The organism is Streptomyces sp. MMS24-W38 (genome assembly GCF_059889265.1).
In genome coordinates this window covers 535,625-551,225 of record NZ_JCBCPP010000001.1, presented here as the reverse complement: position 1 = coordinate 551,225, position 15,601 = coordinate 535,625, and the positions used below count along the sequence as shown (strand labels likewise).

Sequence of the window (15,601 nt, the reverse complement as noted above, 5' to 3'; positions counted from 1 at the left end):
CGCCTGCCGATCAGACGGCATTGCGGCAAGATCGTGTCAAGACCCAGCTCACAGGCCTGGCGATCAACCCGGCCGTCCGCGGGAGGAATCAGTGGCTATCACCTCGGTCAACGGCATACAGGTGGGGTACGAGGACGAGGGCAGTGGCGAGCCTGTACTGCTGATCCACGGTCACCCCTTCGACCGGACCCTGTGGGAGCCGCAGCTGGTGAAGTTCGCCGGGCCTCTGTACCGGCTGATCGTGCCGGATCTGCGTGGTTTCGGCGAGACCACCGTCGTCCCGGGAAAGACTCACTGGGAGGAGTACGCCCGCGACCTCGCTGCCCTGCTCGACCATCTGGGCGTGGGCTCCGCAGTGATCGGTGGGATCTCCATGGGAGGACAGCTCGCCCTGGAGTTCTACCGACTGTTCCCCGAACGGGTGCGTGCCTTGCTCATCGCGGACTCGTTCGCTCAGACCGACACCGAGGAGAAGCGGGCCTGGCGGTACGAGACCGCCGATCGGCTGGGGGCCGAGGGGATGGCCGGGTACGCCGATGAGGTCCTCACCTCGATGGTGGCGCCCTACAACGTCGAGGCCCAGCCCGCCGTGGCCGAACACGTGCTGCGCATGATGCGCGGGGCGCCGCCGGAGGGTGCGGCCGTGGCGCTGCGCAGCCGCGCCGAACGGCCGGATTACACCGGAATGCTCGATCGGATCACCGTTCCCACTCTGGTCGTGGTCGGCCGGGACGATTCGTTCACCACCGTCCAGGATGCGGAGTTGCTCCAGCAGCAGATCCCCGACGCGACCCTCGCGGTTGTCGACGGGGCCGGGCACCTGCCCAATCTGGAGCGCACCGGGGATTTCAACGAGGTCCTCGCCGGTTTCCTCGCCCAGTTCCCCTCGCTGTCGTAACGTGTGCCGCTCGAAAAGACATCGTCGCCCGTCAAGCGATGCAGCGGTACTCGCCGATCACGCCGTCGAGGATCCGGGTCCGCAGCATTCGGCGGGCGTTGTCATGTCGCTGCAGGCAGCCAGGACCAGGCGGGCGTTGGCCCCGGTCACGGTCAGGACGTGACCGAGGGCCTCGCGCCGGATGCCGCCGATGATCCTCTCGCCGTGGGCGTTCATCCGCGGAGCCCGTGACGTGCTCTTGACGACGTCCGGTTCCTCGGCTCGGCGAGCCGGAGGCGCTGCACACCGAACACGAGCGCGTCCTCCAAGCCCTGCGCGACCACTCGGCCGAGGTGGCGCGCCGAGATGCGCGCGCACCTTCAGCGAGGCATGGAGCAGCGCCTTCACACGACTGTCAACGGGGACGCCGGCCGGTGAACGCCCCGCCGGGGACGGGTCACACCTCGTCCCCGGCGGGCTGTCGGCTGTCGTCCACCGGGCCGCCCGGCACGTACGGCATGGAGCAGGACCGGCCGGTACCTCACGCCCCGACGAGTCCGGGATGGTGGCGGCGAGCGACCTCGGGATGGGCGCGGAGCCGGCCTTTGAGTTCGTTGCGGCCGTACTCGGCGAACAGCGGGTTGGCCGGATCCCGCGTCGCGCCTGGTGCCAGGTGGGCGTTCGGGAAGGGCACCGGATCGGCGCGCGCTTCCAGGCGCGGGTTGTAGAAGAAGGGCACCGAGAACCGCTCACGGGTGCCGGGGGGGCTCACGACGCGATGGTTGGTGGCCTTGAGGTAGCCGTTGGTGGCCACCTCCAGCAACTCCCCGAGATTGACCACGAACGCGCCGGGCAGTGGGGGCACTTCGCGGAAGGTTCCGTCCGATCGCTGTACCTGCAGGCCGCCCACGTCGTCCTGGAGAAGCAGAGTGAGGAAGCCGTAGTCCTTGTGCGCGCCGACCCCTTGATCGTTTCCGTCCGGGGCCCGGCCGGGATAGCGGGCCAACTTGAGGTGCAGATGCGGCCGTTCGGCGAAGGCGGGCGCGTAGAAATCGGACGGGGCTCCGACGGCGGTCAGTGGTTCGCGGAGCAGCCGGTCCGCCACCTCGGACAGTCGGCCGATCCAGTTCAGGGCGACGGTGCGTAGTTCCGGCAGGGCCGCGGGCCACTGACTGGGACCTTCGAGCCACCAGAACGACGGCTCGCCGGGACCCGGTATGCGCGGGGGGCGCTCGGCGCCGATGTCGAGTTGGTCGCGCCAGTCGCGGTTTCCCGTGGTGCGCTCGTCTCCGATGCGGGTGTAACCGCGGAAATGAAGTTCCCCCAAGCCCTGACTACCCGGCCTTGGGGGAACTTCAGGCCCTTGTGGGCACGGTGCTCGGCGGAGGGCATCAGCTCCCGGTGGGCGGTGCCGTAGGAGCGGAGCTTGTCGGTGATCAGCACCCGCGGTACCCGGCCCTGCTTCTTCAGCAGCCTGGCGAGGAATCGCTTGGCGGCCTTGGCATCCCGCCTCGACTGGACCAGGATGTTCAGCACGTTGCCGTCCTGGTCGACCGCGTGCCAGAGGTACTTCTGCTCGCCGTTGATCGTGAGGAAGACCTCGTCCAGGTGCCACGTGTCGCCGGACCGGGGACGTCGGCGGCGCAGCGCGTTGGCGTAGGACTGCCCGAACTTCAGGCACCATCGGCGGATCGTCTCGTAGGACACAGCGACACCGCGCTCGAGCATCAGCTCCTCGACCTCCCGGAACGACAGCGGGAAGCGGAAGTACCGCCATACCGCGTGCGCGATGATCTCCACCGGGTACCGATGGCCCTGGTACGACGGCGACGCGGACGACACGAACGAACCCCTCCCCGCACGATCAACTCCAAGATCATCCCAGGCCGGTCAGCCAACGTGACAGCACCCCACCGGGCAGTTGCTGAACGCCCCGGCAGACGTGGAGAACACCGCGCGCCTGGAGACCGCCCTGGAGGCGTTCGGCCGGGCCGTCAACGCGGCCACCGCGCCGTGGCTGTCCTGGTGGGCGCGTCGGCGTGCTGTCCCGGCAGGGTGACTGCCGATCCAGGCTGCCGATGTGCTGACGGTGCGGGCCCGCGTGTCGGCGTAGGAGTCTGATGTCGTGGTCCGTACGGACTGATATGCAGGTCTTCTTCGGAGTGTCGAGGCGGACACGGGCCGGTTGCGATCTCTCACCTTCGTGTCAGTACGCCACCTGCGCGTATACCGCCCGGTGACCGTACCGACACCCCTGATCTCTCCTCTCCTGACAGGGGCCACACCTGCGGCAAGGCCGATTCCCAGAGCGCTGACCAGCACGTCCGGACACCACCACGAAAACCCGCCACCGACACGCCATCCATTGGCACCAAACCGAGAGATCGCACTCCAGGGCTGTCATGAGTTCCTCCGCAAGCGCGCTGCGCTGTCCTGCCCTCACCCGTCTACCGGCAGACGCGCGCCTGTGGGCGTCAGGAGATGGTGCGCGCCTGGGCGGCGGAGATGACCTTCTGGCGCTGCTGGTGGCGCCGTTCGTACTCCTGGACCTGGCGGGCGATGCCGGCGGGGACGTTCTGCAACCGGGTGGTGAGCTTGTCCGGGTCCATGGTGTCGTAGCCGGGCCAGGGTTCGCTGCCGCGCAGCTGCTCGATGGTGTCCAGGACCGGGGGGCGGTTGGAGTGGGTGCGTTCGTATCCCTCGATGACCGTCAGGTCCGACTGGGAGAGTGCGCGCAGTTGCCGCTGGATTTCGTCGACGCTGAGCCGGCTGAAGCGGGGGATCGGCAGTTCCTCCTCCCGGGTCACCGCACCCTGGACCTTTTCGGCCAGGCGGGTCGGCTCGGGCATCTCGCGCACCGCGCCCCCGGCGGCACCCCGGGCCCGCCGGCCGCCGGTCTGGGCGACGTCTTGCACCCGGTTGGCGGCGGTCCGCACGGCGCGGGCGGCCGCGTCGGCCCAGCCGCCGCCGTTCTCCCGGACGAAGCCGTTGGCCGCGGCCGCCACGGCCCGGGCGTTCTGGGCGACGCTGTCCTCCAGTTGTTCGAGCAGTTCCTCGTCCTGGCGGCGCAGTGCGGCGAGCAGGTCGGCGGTGGCCTGGTCGTGGGCCTCTTCGGCGATGCTCTGCCCGGCCCGGCAGGCCGCCAGCGCCCGGGCGGTGACCGCGTACTCGTCCTGGGCGTTTTTCAGCAGCCGCCGCTCGTCGTGGGGCCGCCGGCCGCGCAGCATGTCCGTCACGAGCGTGGATCCGATGGTCAACGGCAGCATGACGGTGCGCACGGCGCCGCGCGAGATGAACCGCGCCATATCCACGGTGTTCCCGGCCATGTCGCGGGGCCGCAGCTCGCGCATGTGGTGCTCGATGCGCTGGAGGCCGTCTTGGACGTCGTCCGCCTGGCGCTCGAGCATCTGCCGGTACGGGCCGGGCGGCGTGATGGTCGCATCCGCCCGCAATCGGCCTGCGAGCGCCTCATGCGCCGCACGAACGTCCTCCAGCGCCGGTACGAGCGCGTCCGTCATCACTGCCATGGGGTGCATCACTGCCATGGGGTGCTCCCTGGGGGTGGGGTCAGGCGGCCGGCCCACGCCCGCCGCGCCTCGGGCATCGGCTGCCTGCCGGGCATTGCCGAGGCCGGGCAACCAGGGACCATCCTGTGGGACCCCCGGCAGGATTGCCCGGCGGCCGACTTCGCGTCCGGTGCGGCCCAGACCGGCCGGGACGCCTCGGGCCTGCCGCCCGCCACCCCTGTGGGGCCCACGGCACCGGGCGGAAAAGACCTTCCCGGGGCGGCCCGGCCCCGCGGCCCCGGGTGGGCGCCGCGGTGGAGGCAGCGTGGGCCGAACGGGTGAGGGCGGCGGTGGCGCTGTGTCGAAAATCCTGATCACGCGTTGGTCCGGGCGTGAATCCTCGCGTCGATGACGTGGTGCCCCATGCGGCACCGCTCGGGCTGACCGGCTCCCGGCCCGATCGCGCCGGCCTGAACACCGGCGTCCAGCGGGACGGCAGGCGGGGCCGGGCCGTGATGGTCACCGGCTCAGCGGTGCCCGTTGCCACTGCCGTGGTGCGTGCCCGTGCGGACCGGCTCGCTTGAAAGACTCAGGACCGGGTGGCCCGGGCCAGTCAGACGGTCCGGGCTCGACCGCGGCGGCAGCCGGGATGGATGCGGATGCGGGCCTGCGTGGCCGGCTGGTCGAGGCGATCGCCTCCCTTCGCCGGCAGGCAGCGGTGATGCTGTCGCACGCCCCCGGCCGTGTCGGTGGAGCCGATGCCACCGGGCCGGAGAGCCAGTCGTCACCTGGCCCGCAGCCCTGATCAGAACCCGGGCAAGCCCGGGTGGGCAGGCTCGGCTGCCGGTCATCCCTTCGCGGTGCCCTGTTCCGCCCGTGCGGTTCGAACAGGCCCTCTGCATGGGGCGGTCCGCTCCGGCAAGCGGGATCAATCACGTTGACGGCCGCGCCGCCGAGGCGGGGGCCAGACAGTGCGCGATCGCGCGCCGGCCGGGTTCCGGCCTGCTCACGCCGGCCCCGTTTTCGCCAAGCAGTGGACCTCGCCGTCGCGCAGCGCGTAGGAGATCAGGGTGAGCGGCTTGCGGGCCGCGGCGGCCTTGGCGACGTTGCGGGCCGTGGTGCCGCGGCCAGGCGTTTCTTGCGCCGCCTGATGAAGAAGACGCGCGCGGTGCCGCGGGTGGTCGTCACCGACAAGCTCCGCTCCTACGGCGCCGCCCACCGCGAGGTCATGCCCTCAGCCGAGCACCGCTCCCACAAGGACTTGAACAACCGGGTCGAGAAGTCCCACCAGCCGACGAGGCGGCGCGAACGCGCGATGAAGGGCTTCCGTAGCGCGGGTGGGGTCCAGCAGTTCCTGTCCGCCTTCAGCGGCATCTCACCCCGCTTCCGGCCTTACCGCCACCTGATGACCGCCGCCCACTACCGCGCCGAGATGACCACCCGCTTCGCCGTCTGGGAGCAGGTCACCGGCGCTGCCAACCTGCCCACCATGGCCTGAAGCACAGCCCGGGCCGCGGGCTCACCAGGCCCCGACGCGCCATCAGACAGTCACGCGCCCCACAACGTGACAACGCCCTTCGGCTTCATCGCGCAGGAGGGCGGCGGCCCGGACGTCTTCGCCCACTACTCCAACATCACCGGGCAGGGCTACCGCGAACTGCAGGAGGGCCAGCACGTGGAGTTCGACCTCGCCCAAGGCCAGAAGGGCCTCCAGGCGGAGAACATCCGCGTCGTCCGACCCCAGCGCCCGAACAGGCCCGGTGCCCTCCGTGGATGCTGTTGGTTAATTCGGGCCTGGCTGCTTCGCCCCGTCGTCATGCGGCGGGGCGGAGTGCTGCCAGGGGGCTGGTGCGGGTGCGGGCGTGGGGTTTGCCGGTGAGCCAGGCGTCGATGCGGATGAGGTTGACCGCGGCGCCGGTGAGCTGGTGTTGGAGGCTTGTCTTCGGCAGTCCACGGTAGCGGGATCTGCGCAGGCCGCAGGCCTGCACGGCCTGGGAGACGGTCCCCTCGACCCCGGCGCGGACCTTGTAGCGGTCCTTCCACTCGTCGGTCGCCTGAAGTCTGCGGGCCTGCTGGAGGGCCTCGTATTCCTCACGGGGCCTGAGGTTGATCTCGCGGCGCTGGGCCTTCGGGGAGTTGACGCACTGCCGCAGCTGGGGGCAGGTGCGGCAGCCGGCGGGTGAGAACCGGACCCGAATGGTCGGCAGTCCGTCTTCCGAGCGACGCTGGTGCCACTGCGTGCTGGTGATGCCGTTCGGGCAGGTCACGTGCTGGTTGTCCCAGTCGATGGCGAACGCGTCCTGTCCGAAGGCGGCCTCGCCTCGGGCGTGCGGAACGGTCACGGACTTCAGTGGCCCGTGCAGCGCCACCTGGTGATCACGGCGGGCGGCGACCAGCGCGCCGCCGTCGGCATAGCCGGTGTCGACCCAGTGCTCGTCCGGCAGCAGGTCCCGCCTCGCCAGGTCGGCATGGACGACGGTGGCCATCCGGTCGTCGGGGACCGTGGCGACGGTGGTGGTCACGTTCGTGATCAGGTGCACCTTTTCCGGCTCGCATGTCTCGGTGAGATGGACCTTGAAGCCGTCCCAGAAGGTGTCGCGCTTGACGCTGCCCCTGGCCTCGGGGTCATAGGGAGTGACCGGGCGTTTCGCGCCCGGCGGCCGGTCTTTTGGGTCCCGCCGCTCCACCTCACCCTCCACCAGGTGGAAGTGCTGGACCCACAGCTGACGCAGGAACTCCACCTCCGGCAGTGCCCGAAGCACCAAGGGCGCACCATCCGTCCAGATCATCTCCAGCAGGCGCATGCCGTCCGCGCCGATCCGGCGCCCCACCTCGACCCGCTTGGCCTGGGCCTTGGGGAAACGGGAGTCCTCGATCCGGGTCGCGTAGTGCGTGAACCAGTCTGGCAGGGCGTGGACAGCGAGCCAGTCCGGCTCGGTGCGGGCCACCGCGTTCAGCGCCGCTCGCAGGCTCTCGCCGACCTGCTCCAGCCAGTTCAGCTCACGCGCCGCGGACAGCACATGCGTGGAGTCGGTCCGCGCCTTGCCGCCACGGCTGAGCAGCCCCTTCTTTCCGGCCGCGGCCAGGATGCCGTCCAGCACCGGCCGGCCGCCGTCCGCACCGACCAGCCGATCCCGGAACTCCGACAGCACGGAGAAATCGAACCCTGGATCGGTCAGCTCCAGTGCCAGCGCGTACTTCCAGTCGATCCGGGCCCGCACCGCCTCGGCCGCTTGTCGGTCCGTGAGCCCTTCCACGAACTGCACCACCAGCACCACCGCCAGCCGCCCCGGTGACCAGGCAGGCTTGCCCCGTACGGCAAACAGGTCCGCGAACTGTTCATCGGTGAACAAGACGCCTGACTCGTCTCTCACCCGGATCGCCAGACTTCCCTTCGGGAAAGCCGCCCGCGCCACCCGCACCGTGTCCGCCGGGATTTCTTCCGGGCCCCTCGGCTGCATGGACATCGACACCCTCCCCATACGACAACGTCGGCCTCCAAGACCACAACCGGGTCTCGAAGGCCGACGTCACGCAGGGCCCGAATTAACCAACAGCATCCCTCCGTGGTGCCGGGCCTCCGTGTCGGGCCGCGCTCACCCTGACGTCGAGCGCACCCGCCACCACCCCGATGCTGCTGGCCCGCTCCCGCCACGCCTCCGTCCGTTCCCTGGAGCGGTACGTCCGCCCCGGCATCGACGTGGTCGCCCGGCATGTGGCCCAGCGCGACCCGGCCGCCCGCCGCCGAGGCTGAACGCGCAGGGACCCCGGCGGCTGGCCGGGGCCCCTGCGCGTTCACGTGAGGTGTCAGTGGCTGTCGGCGAGTTCGCCGGTGAGCTTGCCGTGGAGGTCGGCACTCGGGTCGTTCAGACCGGTGATCTCGACGGTCTTGCCGCGCTGGGCGTACTTCGTCTCGATCGCGTCGAGGGCGGCGACGGAGGAGGCGTCCCAGACGTGGGCAGCGGACAGGTCGATGACGACCCGGTCAGGATCGCCGGCGTAGTCGAACCGGCCGACGAGGTCGTTGGAGGACGCGAAGAACAGTTCGCCCGTCACCCGGTAGACCACGGTGGTGTGGTCGGGGTCGGTGACCGCGGTGACCTCGGCGAGGTGGGCGACGCGCTTGGCGAAGACGACCATCGCGGTGATCGAGCCGACGACGACACCGATGGCGAGGTTGTGGGTGACGACCACGCATACGACGGTCACCACCATGGCGGTGATCTCCCCGGTCGGCATCCGCTTGAGCGTCTTCGGCGCGACGGAGTGCCAGTCGAAGGTCGCGAACGACACCATGACCATCACCGCGACGAGGGCGGCCATCGGGATGTCGGAGACGACCGGGCCGAAGACGATGCACAGCACCATCAGGAAGGAGCCCGCGAGGAACGTCGACAGGCGGGTGCGGGCGCCGGACACCTTCACGTTGATCATCGTCTGGCCGATCATGGCGCAGCCGCCCATGCCACCGAAGAAGCCGGTGACGATGTTGGCGATGCCCTGCCCGATGGACTCGCGGGTCTTGGAGGAGTGGGTGTCGGTGATGTCGTCGACCAGCTTGGCGGTCATCAGCGACTCCATCAGACCGACCAGCGCCATCGCGAACGCGTACGGGGCGATCGTCGTGAGAGTGTCCAGGGTGAACGGTACGTCCGGCAGGCCCGGCACGGGCAGGGAGGAGGGCAGTTCTCCCTTGTCGCCGACCGTGGGCACGGCGATCCCCGCCGCCACCGTGACGACGGTGAGGATCACGATCGACACCAGCGGAGCCGGGATGACGGTGGTGACCTTCGGGAAGAGCACCATCAGCGCCAGACCGGCGACGATCAGCGGGTAGACCGGCCAGGGCACGTCGGTCAGCTCCGGTACCTGGGCCATGAAGATGAGGATCGCCAGGGAGTTGACGAAGCCCACCATCACCGAGCGCGGGACGAACCGCATCAGCTTCGCGACCCCGAGTGCGCCCAGGACCACCTGGAAGACGCCGGCCAGGATGACCGCGGCGACGAGGTGGCTAAGGCCGTGCTCGCGGTTCAGTGGCGCGATTACGAGGGCGACGGCGCCGGTGGCGGCGGAGATCATCGCCCGGCGTCCGCCGACGACGGCGATCGTGACGGCCATCGTGAAAGAGGCGAACAAGCCGATCGTCGGATCGACCCCGGCGATGATGGAGAAGGAGATCGCCTCGGGGATCAGGGCGAGCGCGACCACCAGACCGGCCAGTACCTCGGTGCGCCAGACCTTGGGGTCGCTCAGCCAGTCGGGCTTGAGGCCGCGCAACCGGGCGGTGGGAGCCAATGCGGAAGAAGACAAGGGAGAAGGAACCTGTCGTGCTCGGGCACACCCCTACGGCAGGCCGGGGCGTGCGGGAGGACGCGGAGGGGCCGGACCAGCACCCCGCGGGGTGGCTCCATGAGCGTGGAGCCGGAAGTCGAGAAGAGAAAGGAGCGGGGTCCGCGCAGACGCACGGCCGGGCTCACATCCGGGGGCGAAGCGTCACGGCGGGCAGGCGGTGCCGGGCGTCAGGGGCTCGCGCACGCTTGTCTCCTGCAAGAATCGGAACTTCGCCGGGGGCGGCATCGGCCCCGACACGGCAACGGCGGGACAGCGGCCAGCCACCCTCACCACCAGCAACTCTACCCTAACGTTAGGGTAGAGATTGGCGGCGCCCCCGGGCTGAGACCGCCGACGACGAGAAGGGCCAGAGGATCACGGGCGTGGACAGCAAGCACATGCAGATCGGCGAGGTCGCCGCGCGCACGGAGCTGTCCCTGCGCACCATCCGGCATTACGAGGAGACCGGCCTGGTCGCCCCCTCCGCCCGCTCCCAGGGCGGCTTCCGCCTCTACACCGAAGCCGACGTCGCCCGGCTCATGGTCATCCGCCGGATGAAGCCGCTCGGCTTCACCCTGGACCAGATGCGCGACCTGCTGGACGCCACCGACCGCCTCGACGCCGGCACCGGCCTCGACGCCGACGAGCGGGACGCCCTGCTGGAGCGCGTACGGAGCTACGAGCGGGCCGCCGCCGAGCAGGTGGAGAAGCTGCGGGTCCAGCTGGCCCGCGCTGAGGACTTCGCCGCCACCCTGGGCGCCCGACTGGAGCAGAACGCTCCGGCCGCCCGTATCTAGAACCGCGGGCGTCACGTCTGGGCCGATGCCCGTCCCGTCCGAAAATACGATTCGGTGCAGTGAGCTGTGGAGATGTCGCTCGGTCAGGCGGCGCGGTGATACTGGTTGGTCAATCCTCCGAGGACGGATTCTCGTCGGATCCGGTGGTTCTGGAGATCGGTGACGGTGGCCGGGGCGGGGGGTTCGGCGCTATCGGGGGACAGTTGCCGCCGGGACCGGCGCGGCCGGTGCTGGTCGTAGTGCCGGAAGTACTCGGTCAGCACCTTTACGGAAGGGGCCTCGTTGGAGATCAGCACGCGGTCGAGGACCTCGCCGCGCAGGGCGCCCACGGCTCTCCCGCAGATCGCGTTCGCTTTGGGTGCCCGCGGTGGACCGCGCAGGACCCCCACGCCGGCGGCCCCGAAGACGGCGTCGAAGGCGCTGGTGCACCTACTGTCCCGGTCGCGGAGAAGGAAACGCAGGGAACCCATGCGGCGGTCCAGTGCCCTGGCGAGGTTCCTCGCCTGTTGAACGGTCCACTGGGCGGTGGGCTGCGCGGTGACACCGGCGAGGTGGATTCGTCTGGTGTCGTGCTCGATGAAGACCCAGGCGTACAGGCGCTTGAGGCAGATGGTGTCGAGGTGCAGGAAGTCGGCGGCGAGGACGCCGTAGGCCTGGGCGGTGAGGAATTCACGCCAGGACGGGCCGGAGCGCTGCGGAGCGGGATCGATGCCGGCGGTGCGCAGGATCTCCCAGACCGTGGACGGGGCGATCGAACAGCCGGGGCGGGCGAGTTCGCCTCGGATCCGGCGGTGGCCCCAGGCGTGGTTCTCCTTCGCCGGGCGCAGGATGAGTTGCTTGACGGTGGGCGCCATGGAGGGCCGTCCCGGGCGGCTGCGCTGAGGATGCGTCCACTTCCGGGCGACGGATCGCCGGTGCCAGGCCGACAGCGTGGCAGGGGTGACCGCGAACACCTGACGCCGGCGCTCGCGTGGGACCAGCCGGGAGAGCACGGCGAGCCAGATCCGGTCGGCGGGCTCGTAGCGGACCCGGGCGATCTGGCGGCGCAGCACCGCGTTCTCGTGCCGCAACGCCGGCACCTCCGCATCCTTCGCTACGCGGCCGCGCAGTACGGCAGCGGGCACCGTGATCAGATCCCGGACCGGCGCGGTGACGCTGGACAGCGGCATCGAAGGATCGTCGCAGATGCTGTGCCGGCCAGTCCTGTGATCTGGGAACCTCCAGGTCAGGCCCCAGAATCGTGTTTCCGAGCGGGACAGGGCACTGTCACGTGGGCGAAGGGAGTGGGAGGACCTTCGAGTTGATCATGGTGGAGGGGGGCCGCCCGGGGAGAGTGCGTCGCCGTCGTATCAGGGGCACCGGCACCCGATCGAGGTCATCTGCAACGAGTGGGCCAACGGCTTCCCCGAGTGGAGCCAGTCGGCGACGAAGCTCAGCGCGCCGCGCCACTGACACCCTCGAAAACGGCAACCCGATACCCCCGGCCCGTTGCAGGATCGACTCCTCAACGGGCGGGACCCGTTCGGCGCCGTCAGTGGAGTGCTCGAAGTTCGTCGGCCACCTCGGTCAGGTACCCGGTCAGAGTGCTGCCATCGTCGTAGAGGTGGGAGACGTCCTGCCGGTTCCACGACCCGATCAACCCCGTCGCGGCGTCGATGAAGGTCCCGGAGAACGGGTCGTCAGGTTCGTCGGCGGTGAACGGGATCCATGTCGTCTCCCAGACTCCGGGGTGATTCAGCAGGTCGTAGGCGTCCAGGACCTGGCGCACTCCGAGCAGTACCTCACCCTCGGGCGTCAACGGCCCGACCGGCCCGCCACATCGCCGCCACAGCGTACGAAGGTCGGCGGGGAGGTGGAACCCGAGCTCGGCCTCCGCCTCGGCGATCAGCTCGTCGGAGGCGCCGGGAGACAACGGGGCAGCCGGCGGGTGGAGCCTCAGCCAGGACTCGATGTGTTCCCAGGCCGCGATCACACCGTTGCTCATGTGTTCATGCTATCGACAGGCGAGGAACCGGAATTCTGAGGCAACAACTGCCACACAGCAGCGAGCACTTCCTGGACGACACCCGCTACGACGCGCCCACCTGGGATGAGAACTGCGGACGCTCCTCGATGTCGAAGTACATCAACTCCGGCGCCATGAGCAGCTTCGGCAACACCTCCGCCCCCGAGTTCCGCCTGCTGGACACGGAGGAATACTGGGTCAACCCCGGTAACACCCCCGGCATGAGCTGGTTCAACTCCTGTGACACCACCAAACCCGAGGTGATCTGCACCATGAGCACGCCGTAACCGGCTAGCAGCACATGCCTGGGGCCCCATCAGCCAGACGGGGCCCCAGGCATGTCAATGGATCGGCGTCCAGTGCGGGAGGGCTTCGTCCAGCAGGGGATACTCCGGGTTCTCCCAGATGAGGCAGCCCCACACCAGGCCGGGCACATCCGGGCCCATCGCATCGGCCGGCCCTTCGGTCACGGTGCGCAAGACGGCATCCAGGTAGGCGGCGATCGACGGGAACGCGGGCCTGGCGCTGACGCCGGGCAAGCTGTCCACACTCCACCGGCCGACACCCATGGCACCCACCCAGTGGCCGGACTCGGGCCCTGCCTCATCCCCGGTCAGCCACGGCACCACCGGCGCGCCTTGCCACCAATCCTGTCCGTTATGGTTCGGCAGGCGCGGGCGCAGGGCATCTACCGGCGACATGATCACCCCGCCGGGCAGGAACGCCCCCGAACCGACCTCGCCCTCTTCCTCGTTGGCCTCGATGTACCGATGCTCCACACCGCCGCACAGCCGCCACAACGCGCCCAGCTCCACGGGCAGCCCGAACCCGAGGTGCTGCCTCAGCTGAGTGTCGGCGGCCTCGATGGCCTGCTCGGCAGCCGGAGGCAGCAGCGAAGCGTAGGAGACCGGAGCATTCGTCTTCAGCCAGCCGGTGAGGCAGCGCCAGGCTTCCACAACATCCTGCTGATCGCTCATCCCGCCAACTTAACTGGCCGTGACGTCGCTCAGCGGCCCACCCGGACGGCCTGAGTCGGACCCACTTTGAAGTCCCCCCGAGATGCGGAGAAGGCGCTGTCACATTATTGGGTGCGTGGGTCTCTGGCGGCGCGTCGGGGCGTGGTGGGGGCCGGGTTCCGGGCCGGTGCTCAGGCCTCGGTGGACCGGTCGGCGGCGCCGGTGATCTGGTCCCAGACGGCGAAGCGGACGGTCATCTCGGCTCGGTAGCCGGGGGCGATCATCAGGTGGCGGCGGGGCCGGAAATGGGGTGAGATGCCGCTGAACCCGGACAGGAACCGCTGGGCCCCCCGGCGGAGCAAAAGCCCTTCCTCGCGCGTTCGCGCTGCCTCGTCGGCTGGTGGGACTTCTCGGCCCGGTTGTTCAGGCCCTGGTGACAGCGGTGCTCGACCGAGGGCATGACCTCGCGGTGGGCCGCACCGTAGGAGCGGAGCTGATCGGTGACGACCACCCGGGACACCGTACGGGTCTCCTTCATCAGGCGGCGCAAGAACCCCTGGCCGCGGCGGTGTCCCGGCGGTCCTGCACGGGGATGTCCAGCACGGTGCCGTCCTGGTCGACGGCCCGCCACAGGTACTTCCGCTGATCTTGATGAACACCTCGTCCAGGTGCTACTTATCCCCCGGCCGGGGCCGGCGGCGGCGCAGCCCGTTCGCGCAGGCCTGGTCGAACGTGGCGCACCCCCGCCGGACCGTCTCGTGGGAGACGAGCACACCGCGCTCGAGCATCAGCTCCTCCACCTCACGGAACGACAGCGAGAAGCGGACGTACCGCCACCCGCAGTGGGAGATCACCTCCACCGGGTACCGGTGCCCCTTGCACGACGGCGCACTGTCCACCGAGGACTCCTCCCAGCCTGATCAACCCGAAGGTCATCCCACCCGGTCAACCAACGTGACAGCGCCATGCCGGGGGCGCGGCGCGGGGGAGGGGGGGCTCCCTGGGTGCTGTCATGACCGCGAGAGTACGGAGTGAGCCCTCACTCCGCCCACTTTCCCGCAGCCGGCCGCCTGCCGACGGCAGCCCACCAAGATCCACAACTACGACTGGAGCACCAGGGTGCGTTTCGAAAGTGCTGGTCGCAGCCACTCGTTGAGGACTGCGCCCAGCACGGTCGCCACTGTGGCGGCACGTGGCCGGTCAGTGCACCAGCAGGTCGATCACGCCCGTCAGGTCCTCCTCGCCGCTGCCCTCGGCCAGGCGGCGGCGCATCAGCTCGAAATATGGGCTGAGCAGTTCCGGGCTGACCCCCTGCTGCTCGGCGGTGCTCAGGAAGGTCGGCGTGCCGGCCACCTGCATGGCGAGGTGGGAGACGACGCCCTTGGTGTAGTCGCCGCTGCGCAGCCGGTCGGCGGTCTGGTGAACCGCCGGGGCCATCGCGACGAGCCAGTCGGCGAGCAGCGGGGCGAGCGCCGCGGGGTCGATGTCCTCCTTGCGGATCAGGGCGAAGGCGTGCGCGGCCCCGGCGAACATCCCGTACATGGCGCTGAGCAGGGCCACGTCGTACAGGGCCGCGAAACCCGCGTCCTCGCCGACGTAGGTGGTGCCGGCCGGGACGCCCAAGGTCCCCTGGTGCCGCTCGAACAGCTCCCGTGAGCCGCTGTAGAAGACGTAACCGCCGGCCTCCGGGACACCGATCATCGGCGGGACGGCCATGATCCCGCCGTCCAGGTAGCGGGCGCCGCGCTTACGGGCCCACTCGGCGCGGGCGCGGGCCTGGGCAGGGGTGCCGGTGGTCAGGTTGACCAGGTCCCGGCCGGCCAGGTCGGCGCCGGCCAGCACCCCGTCGACCGAGGCGTCGTCCAGCAGGCAGACGACGATCAGGGGGTTCGCCGCGACCGCCTCGGCGGCGCTGACCGCGACCTCTGCGCCCTCGGCGGCGAGTGCCGCGGCGCGGGCCGGGGTGCGGTTCCAGACGGTGAGCGGGTGGCCGGCGGCAAGCCAGGTGCGGGCCAGCGCGGTGCCCATCGCGCCGAGGCCCAGCAGGGTGACGGGAGGCTTCTCCACGGTGTTCTGTGTCATGCCGATTAGGCTGGTCACAGGCCCGGGGATGATCAAGTACGCAC

Annotated in this window: 12 protein-coding genes and 5 pseudogenes; 6 read left to right on the top strand and 11 right to left on the bottom strand. The window is 70.0% G+C overall.

The window, feature by feature from the left end; genetic code table 11:
* Positions 1-91: 91 nt before the first annotated feature.
* Positions 92-898, top strand: coding sequence for an alpha/beta fold hydrolase (locus tag AC6F7H_RS01495; RefSeq protein WP_500754695.1), 807 nt, complete (start codon positions 92-94; stop codon positions 896-898).
* 57 nt (positions 899-955) lie between these two features.
* Here AC6F7H_RS01495 and AC6F7H_RS01490 read toward each other — a convergent pair whose 3' ends face one another.
* From AC6F7H_RS01490 to AC6F7H_RS01475, 4 genes and pseudogenes are all read right to left on the bottom strand, one after another.
* Positions 956-1,114 (bottom strand): hypothetical protein, encoded by a 159-nt coding sequence (locus AC6F7H_RS01490; RefSeq protein ID WP_500754694.1) that lies wholly within the window; start codon positions 1,112-1,114, stop codon positions 956-958.
* Positions 1,115-1,418: 304 nt separating this feature from the next.
* Positions 1,419-2,192 (bottom strand): annotated as a pseudogene (locus tag AC6F7H_RS01485) (isopenicillin N synthase family dioxygenase); the annotation flags it as partial.
* Between the two features lie 41 nt (positions 2,193-2,233).
* Positions 2,234-2,719 (bottom strand): annotated as a pseudogene (locus AC6F7H_RS01480) (IS6 family transposase); the annotation flags it as partial.
* Between the two features lie 632 nt (positions 2,720-3,351).
* The gene (locus AC6F7H_RS01475) at positions 3,352-4,422 is read right to left on the bottom strand and encodes a hypothetical protein (protein ID WP_500754583.1); all 1,071 of its coding nucleotides are present in this window, start codon (positions 4,420-4,422) and stop codon (positions 3,352-3,354) included.
* A 1,084-nt stretch (positions 4,423-5,506) separates the two neighbouring features.
* Here AC6F7H_RS01475 and AC6F7H_RS01470 point away from each other — a divergent pair.
* Both AC6F7H_RS01470 and AC6F7H_RS01465 read left to right on the top strand, forming a co-directional pair.
* Positions 5,507-5,881, top strand: a pseudogene (locus tag AC6F7H_RS01470) (DDE-type integrase/transposase/recombinase); the annotation flags it as partial.
* 66 nt (positions 5,882-5,947) lie between these two features.
* A pseudogene (locus AC6F7H_RS01465) lies at positions 5,948-6,109 on the top strand (cold-shock protein); the annotation flags it as partial.
* A gap of 88 nt (positions 6,110-6,197) precedes the next feature.
* Here the strand turns inward: AC6F7H_RS01465 and AC6F7H_RS01460 are convergent.
* Positions 6,198-7,850 carry an IS1182 family transposase gene (locus tag AC6F7H_RS01460; RefSeq protein WP_500754693.1) on the bottom strand — a complete coding sequence of 551 codons (1,653 nt, stop codon included), beginning with the start codon at positions 7,848-7,850 and terminating at the stop codon, positions 6,198-6,200.
* 164 nt (positions 7,851-8,014) lie between these two features.
* Here AC6F7H_RS01460 and AC6F7H_RS01455 point away from each other — a divergent pair, with 164 nt between their 5' ends.
* Positions 8,015-8,137: a PmrA gene (locus AC6F7H_RS01455; RefSeq protein WP_500754692.1), complete on the top strand. Its 123-nt coding sequence runs from the start codon at positions 8,015-8,017 to the stop codon at positions 8,135-8,137.
* 53 nt (positions 8,138-8,190) lie between these two features.
* Here AC6F7H_RS01455 and AC6F7H_RS01450 read toward each other — a convergent pair whose 3' ends face one another.
* Entirely contained in the window at positions 8,191-9,681 is a 1,491-nt protein-coding gene (locus AC6F7H_RS01450) for a SulP family inorganic anion transporter (protein WP_500754690.1), read from the bottom strand.
* Between the two features lie 419 nt (positions 9,682-10,100).
* On the opposite strand from AC6F7H_RS01450, the gene AC6F7H_RS01445 reads away from it, so the two are divergent.
* The gene (locus AC6F7H_RS01445) at positions 10,101-10,514 is read left to right on the top strand and encodes a MerR family transcriptional regulator (protein ID WP_500754689.1); all 414 of its coding nucleotides are present in this window, start codon (positions 10,101-10,103) and stop codon (positions 10,512-10,514) included.
* Between the two features lie 83 nt (positions 10,515-10,597).
* Here AC6F7H_RS01445 and AC6F7H_RS01440 read toward each other — a convergent pair whose 3' ends face one another.
* Both AC6F7H_RS01440 and AC6F7H_RS01435 read right to left on the bottom strand, forming a co-directional pair.
* Positions 10,598-11,683, bottom strand: a complete 1,086-nt coding sequence (locus tag AC6F7H_RS01440; protein WP_500754688.1) for an integrase core domain-containing protein — start codon at positions 11,681-11,683, stop codon at positions 10,598-10,600.
* A gap of 362 nt (positions 11,684-12,045) precedes the next feature.
* Positions 12,046-12,498, bottom strand: coding sequence for an SMI1/KNR4 family protein (locus AC6F7H_RS01435; protein WP_500754687.1), 453 nt, complete (start codon positions 12,496-12,498; stop codon positions 12,046-12,048).
* Between the two features lie 128 nt (positions 12,499-12,626).
* On the opposite strand from AC6F7H_RS01435, the gene AC6F7H_RS01430 reads away from it, so the two are divergent.
* Positions 12,627-12,806 (top strand): hypothetical protein, encoded by a 180-nt coding sequence (locus AC6F7H_RS01430; RefSeq protein WP_500754686.1) that lies wholly within the window; start codon positions 12,627-12,629, stop codon positions 12,804-12,806.
* Between the two features lie 54 nt (positions 12,807-12,860).
* Here AC6F7H_RS01430 and AC6F7H_RS01425 read toward each other — a convergent pair whose 3' ends face one another.
* The 3 genes and pseudogenes from AC6F7H_RS01425 to AC6F7H_RS01415 form a co-directional block, all read right to left on the bottom strand.
* Positions 12,861-13,496: an SMI1/KNR4 family protein gene (locus AC6F7H_RS01425; protein ID WP_500754684.1), complete on the bottom strand. Its 636-nt coding sequence runs from the start codon at positions 13,494-13,496 to the stop codon at positions 12,861-12,863.
* Between the two features lie 170 nt (positions 13,497-13,666).
* Positions 13,667-14,374 (bottom strand): annotated as a pseudogene (locus AC6F7H_RS01420) (IS6 family transposase).
* A gap of 301 nt (positions 14,375-14,675) precedes the next feature.
* Complete coding sequence (locus AC6F7H_RS01415; protein WP_500754683.1) at positions 14,676-15,557, bottom strand: NAD(P)-dependent oxidoreductase; 882 nt, start codon at positions 15,555-15,557, stop codon at positions 14,676-14,678.
* Between the last annotated feature and the right edge of the window lie 44 nt (positions 15,558-15,601).

Bases quoted from the DNA above. Each gene is read 5' to 3' on its own strand.
- AC6F7H_RS01455 (WP_500754692.1), top strand. From the start codon at position 8,015: ATGCTGCTGGCCCGCTCCCGCCACGCCTCCGTCCGTTCCCTGGAGCGG.
- AC6F7H_RS01440 (WP_500754688.1), bottom strand. From the start codon at position 11,683: ATGCCGCTGTCCAGCGTCACCGCGCCGGTCCGGGATCTGATCACGGTG.
- AC6F7H_RS01460 (WP_500754693.1), bottom strand. From the start codon at position 7,850: ATGTCCATGCAGCCGAGGGGCCCGGAAGAAATCCCGGCGGACACGGTG.
- AC6F7H_RS01475 (WP_500754583.1), bottom strand. From the start codon at position 4,422: ATGGCAGTGATGCACCCCATGGCAGTGATGACGGACGCGCTCGTACCG.
- AC6F7H_RS01430 (WP_500754686.1), top strand. From the start codon at position 12,627: ATGTCGAAGTACATCAACTCCGGCGCCATGAGCAGCTTCGGCAACACC.
- AC6F7H_RS01425 (WP_500754684.1), bottom strand. From the start codon at position 13,496: ATGAGCGATCAGCAGGATGTTGTGGAAGCCTGGCGCTGCCTCACCGGC.
- AC6F7H_RS01415 (WP_500754683.1), bottom strand. From the start codon at position 15,557: ATGACACAGAACACCGTGGAGAAGCCTCCCGTCACCCTGCTGGGCCTC.
- AC6F7H_RS01490 (WP_500754694.1), bottom strand. From the start codon at position 1,114: ATGAACGCCCACGGCGAGAGGATCATCGGCGGCATCCGGCGCGAGGCC.
- AC6F7H_RS01435 (WP_500754687.1), bottom strand. From the start codon at position 12,498: ATGAGCAACGGTGTGATCGCGGCCTGGGAACACATCGAGTCCTGGCTG.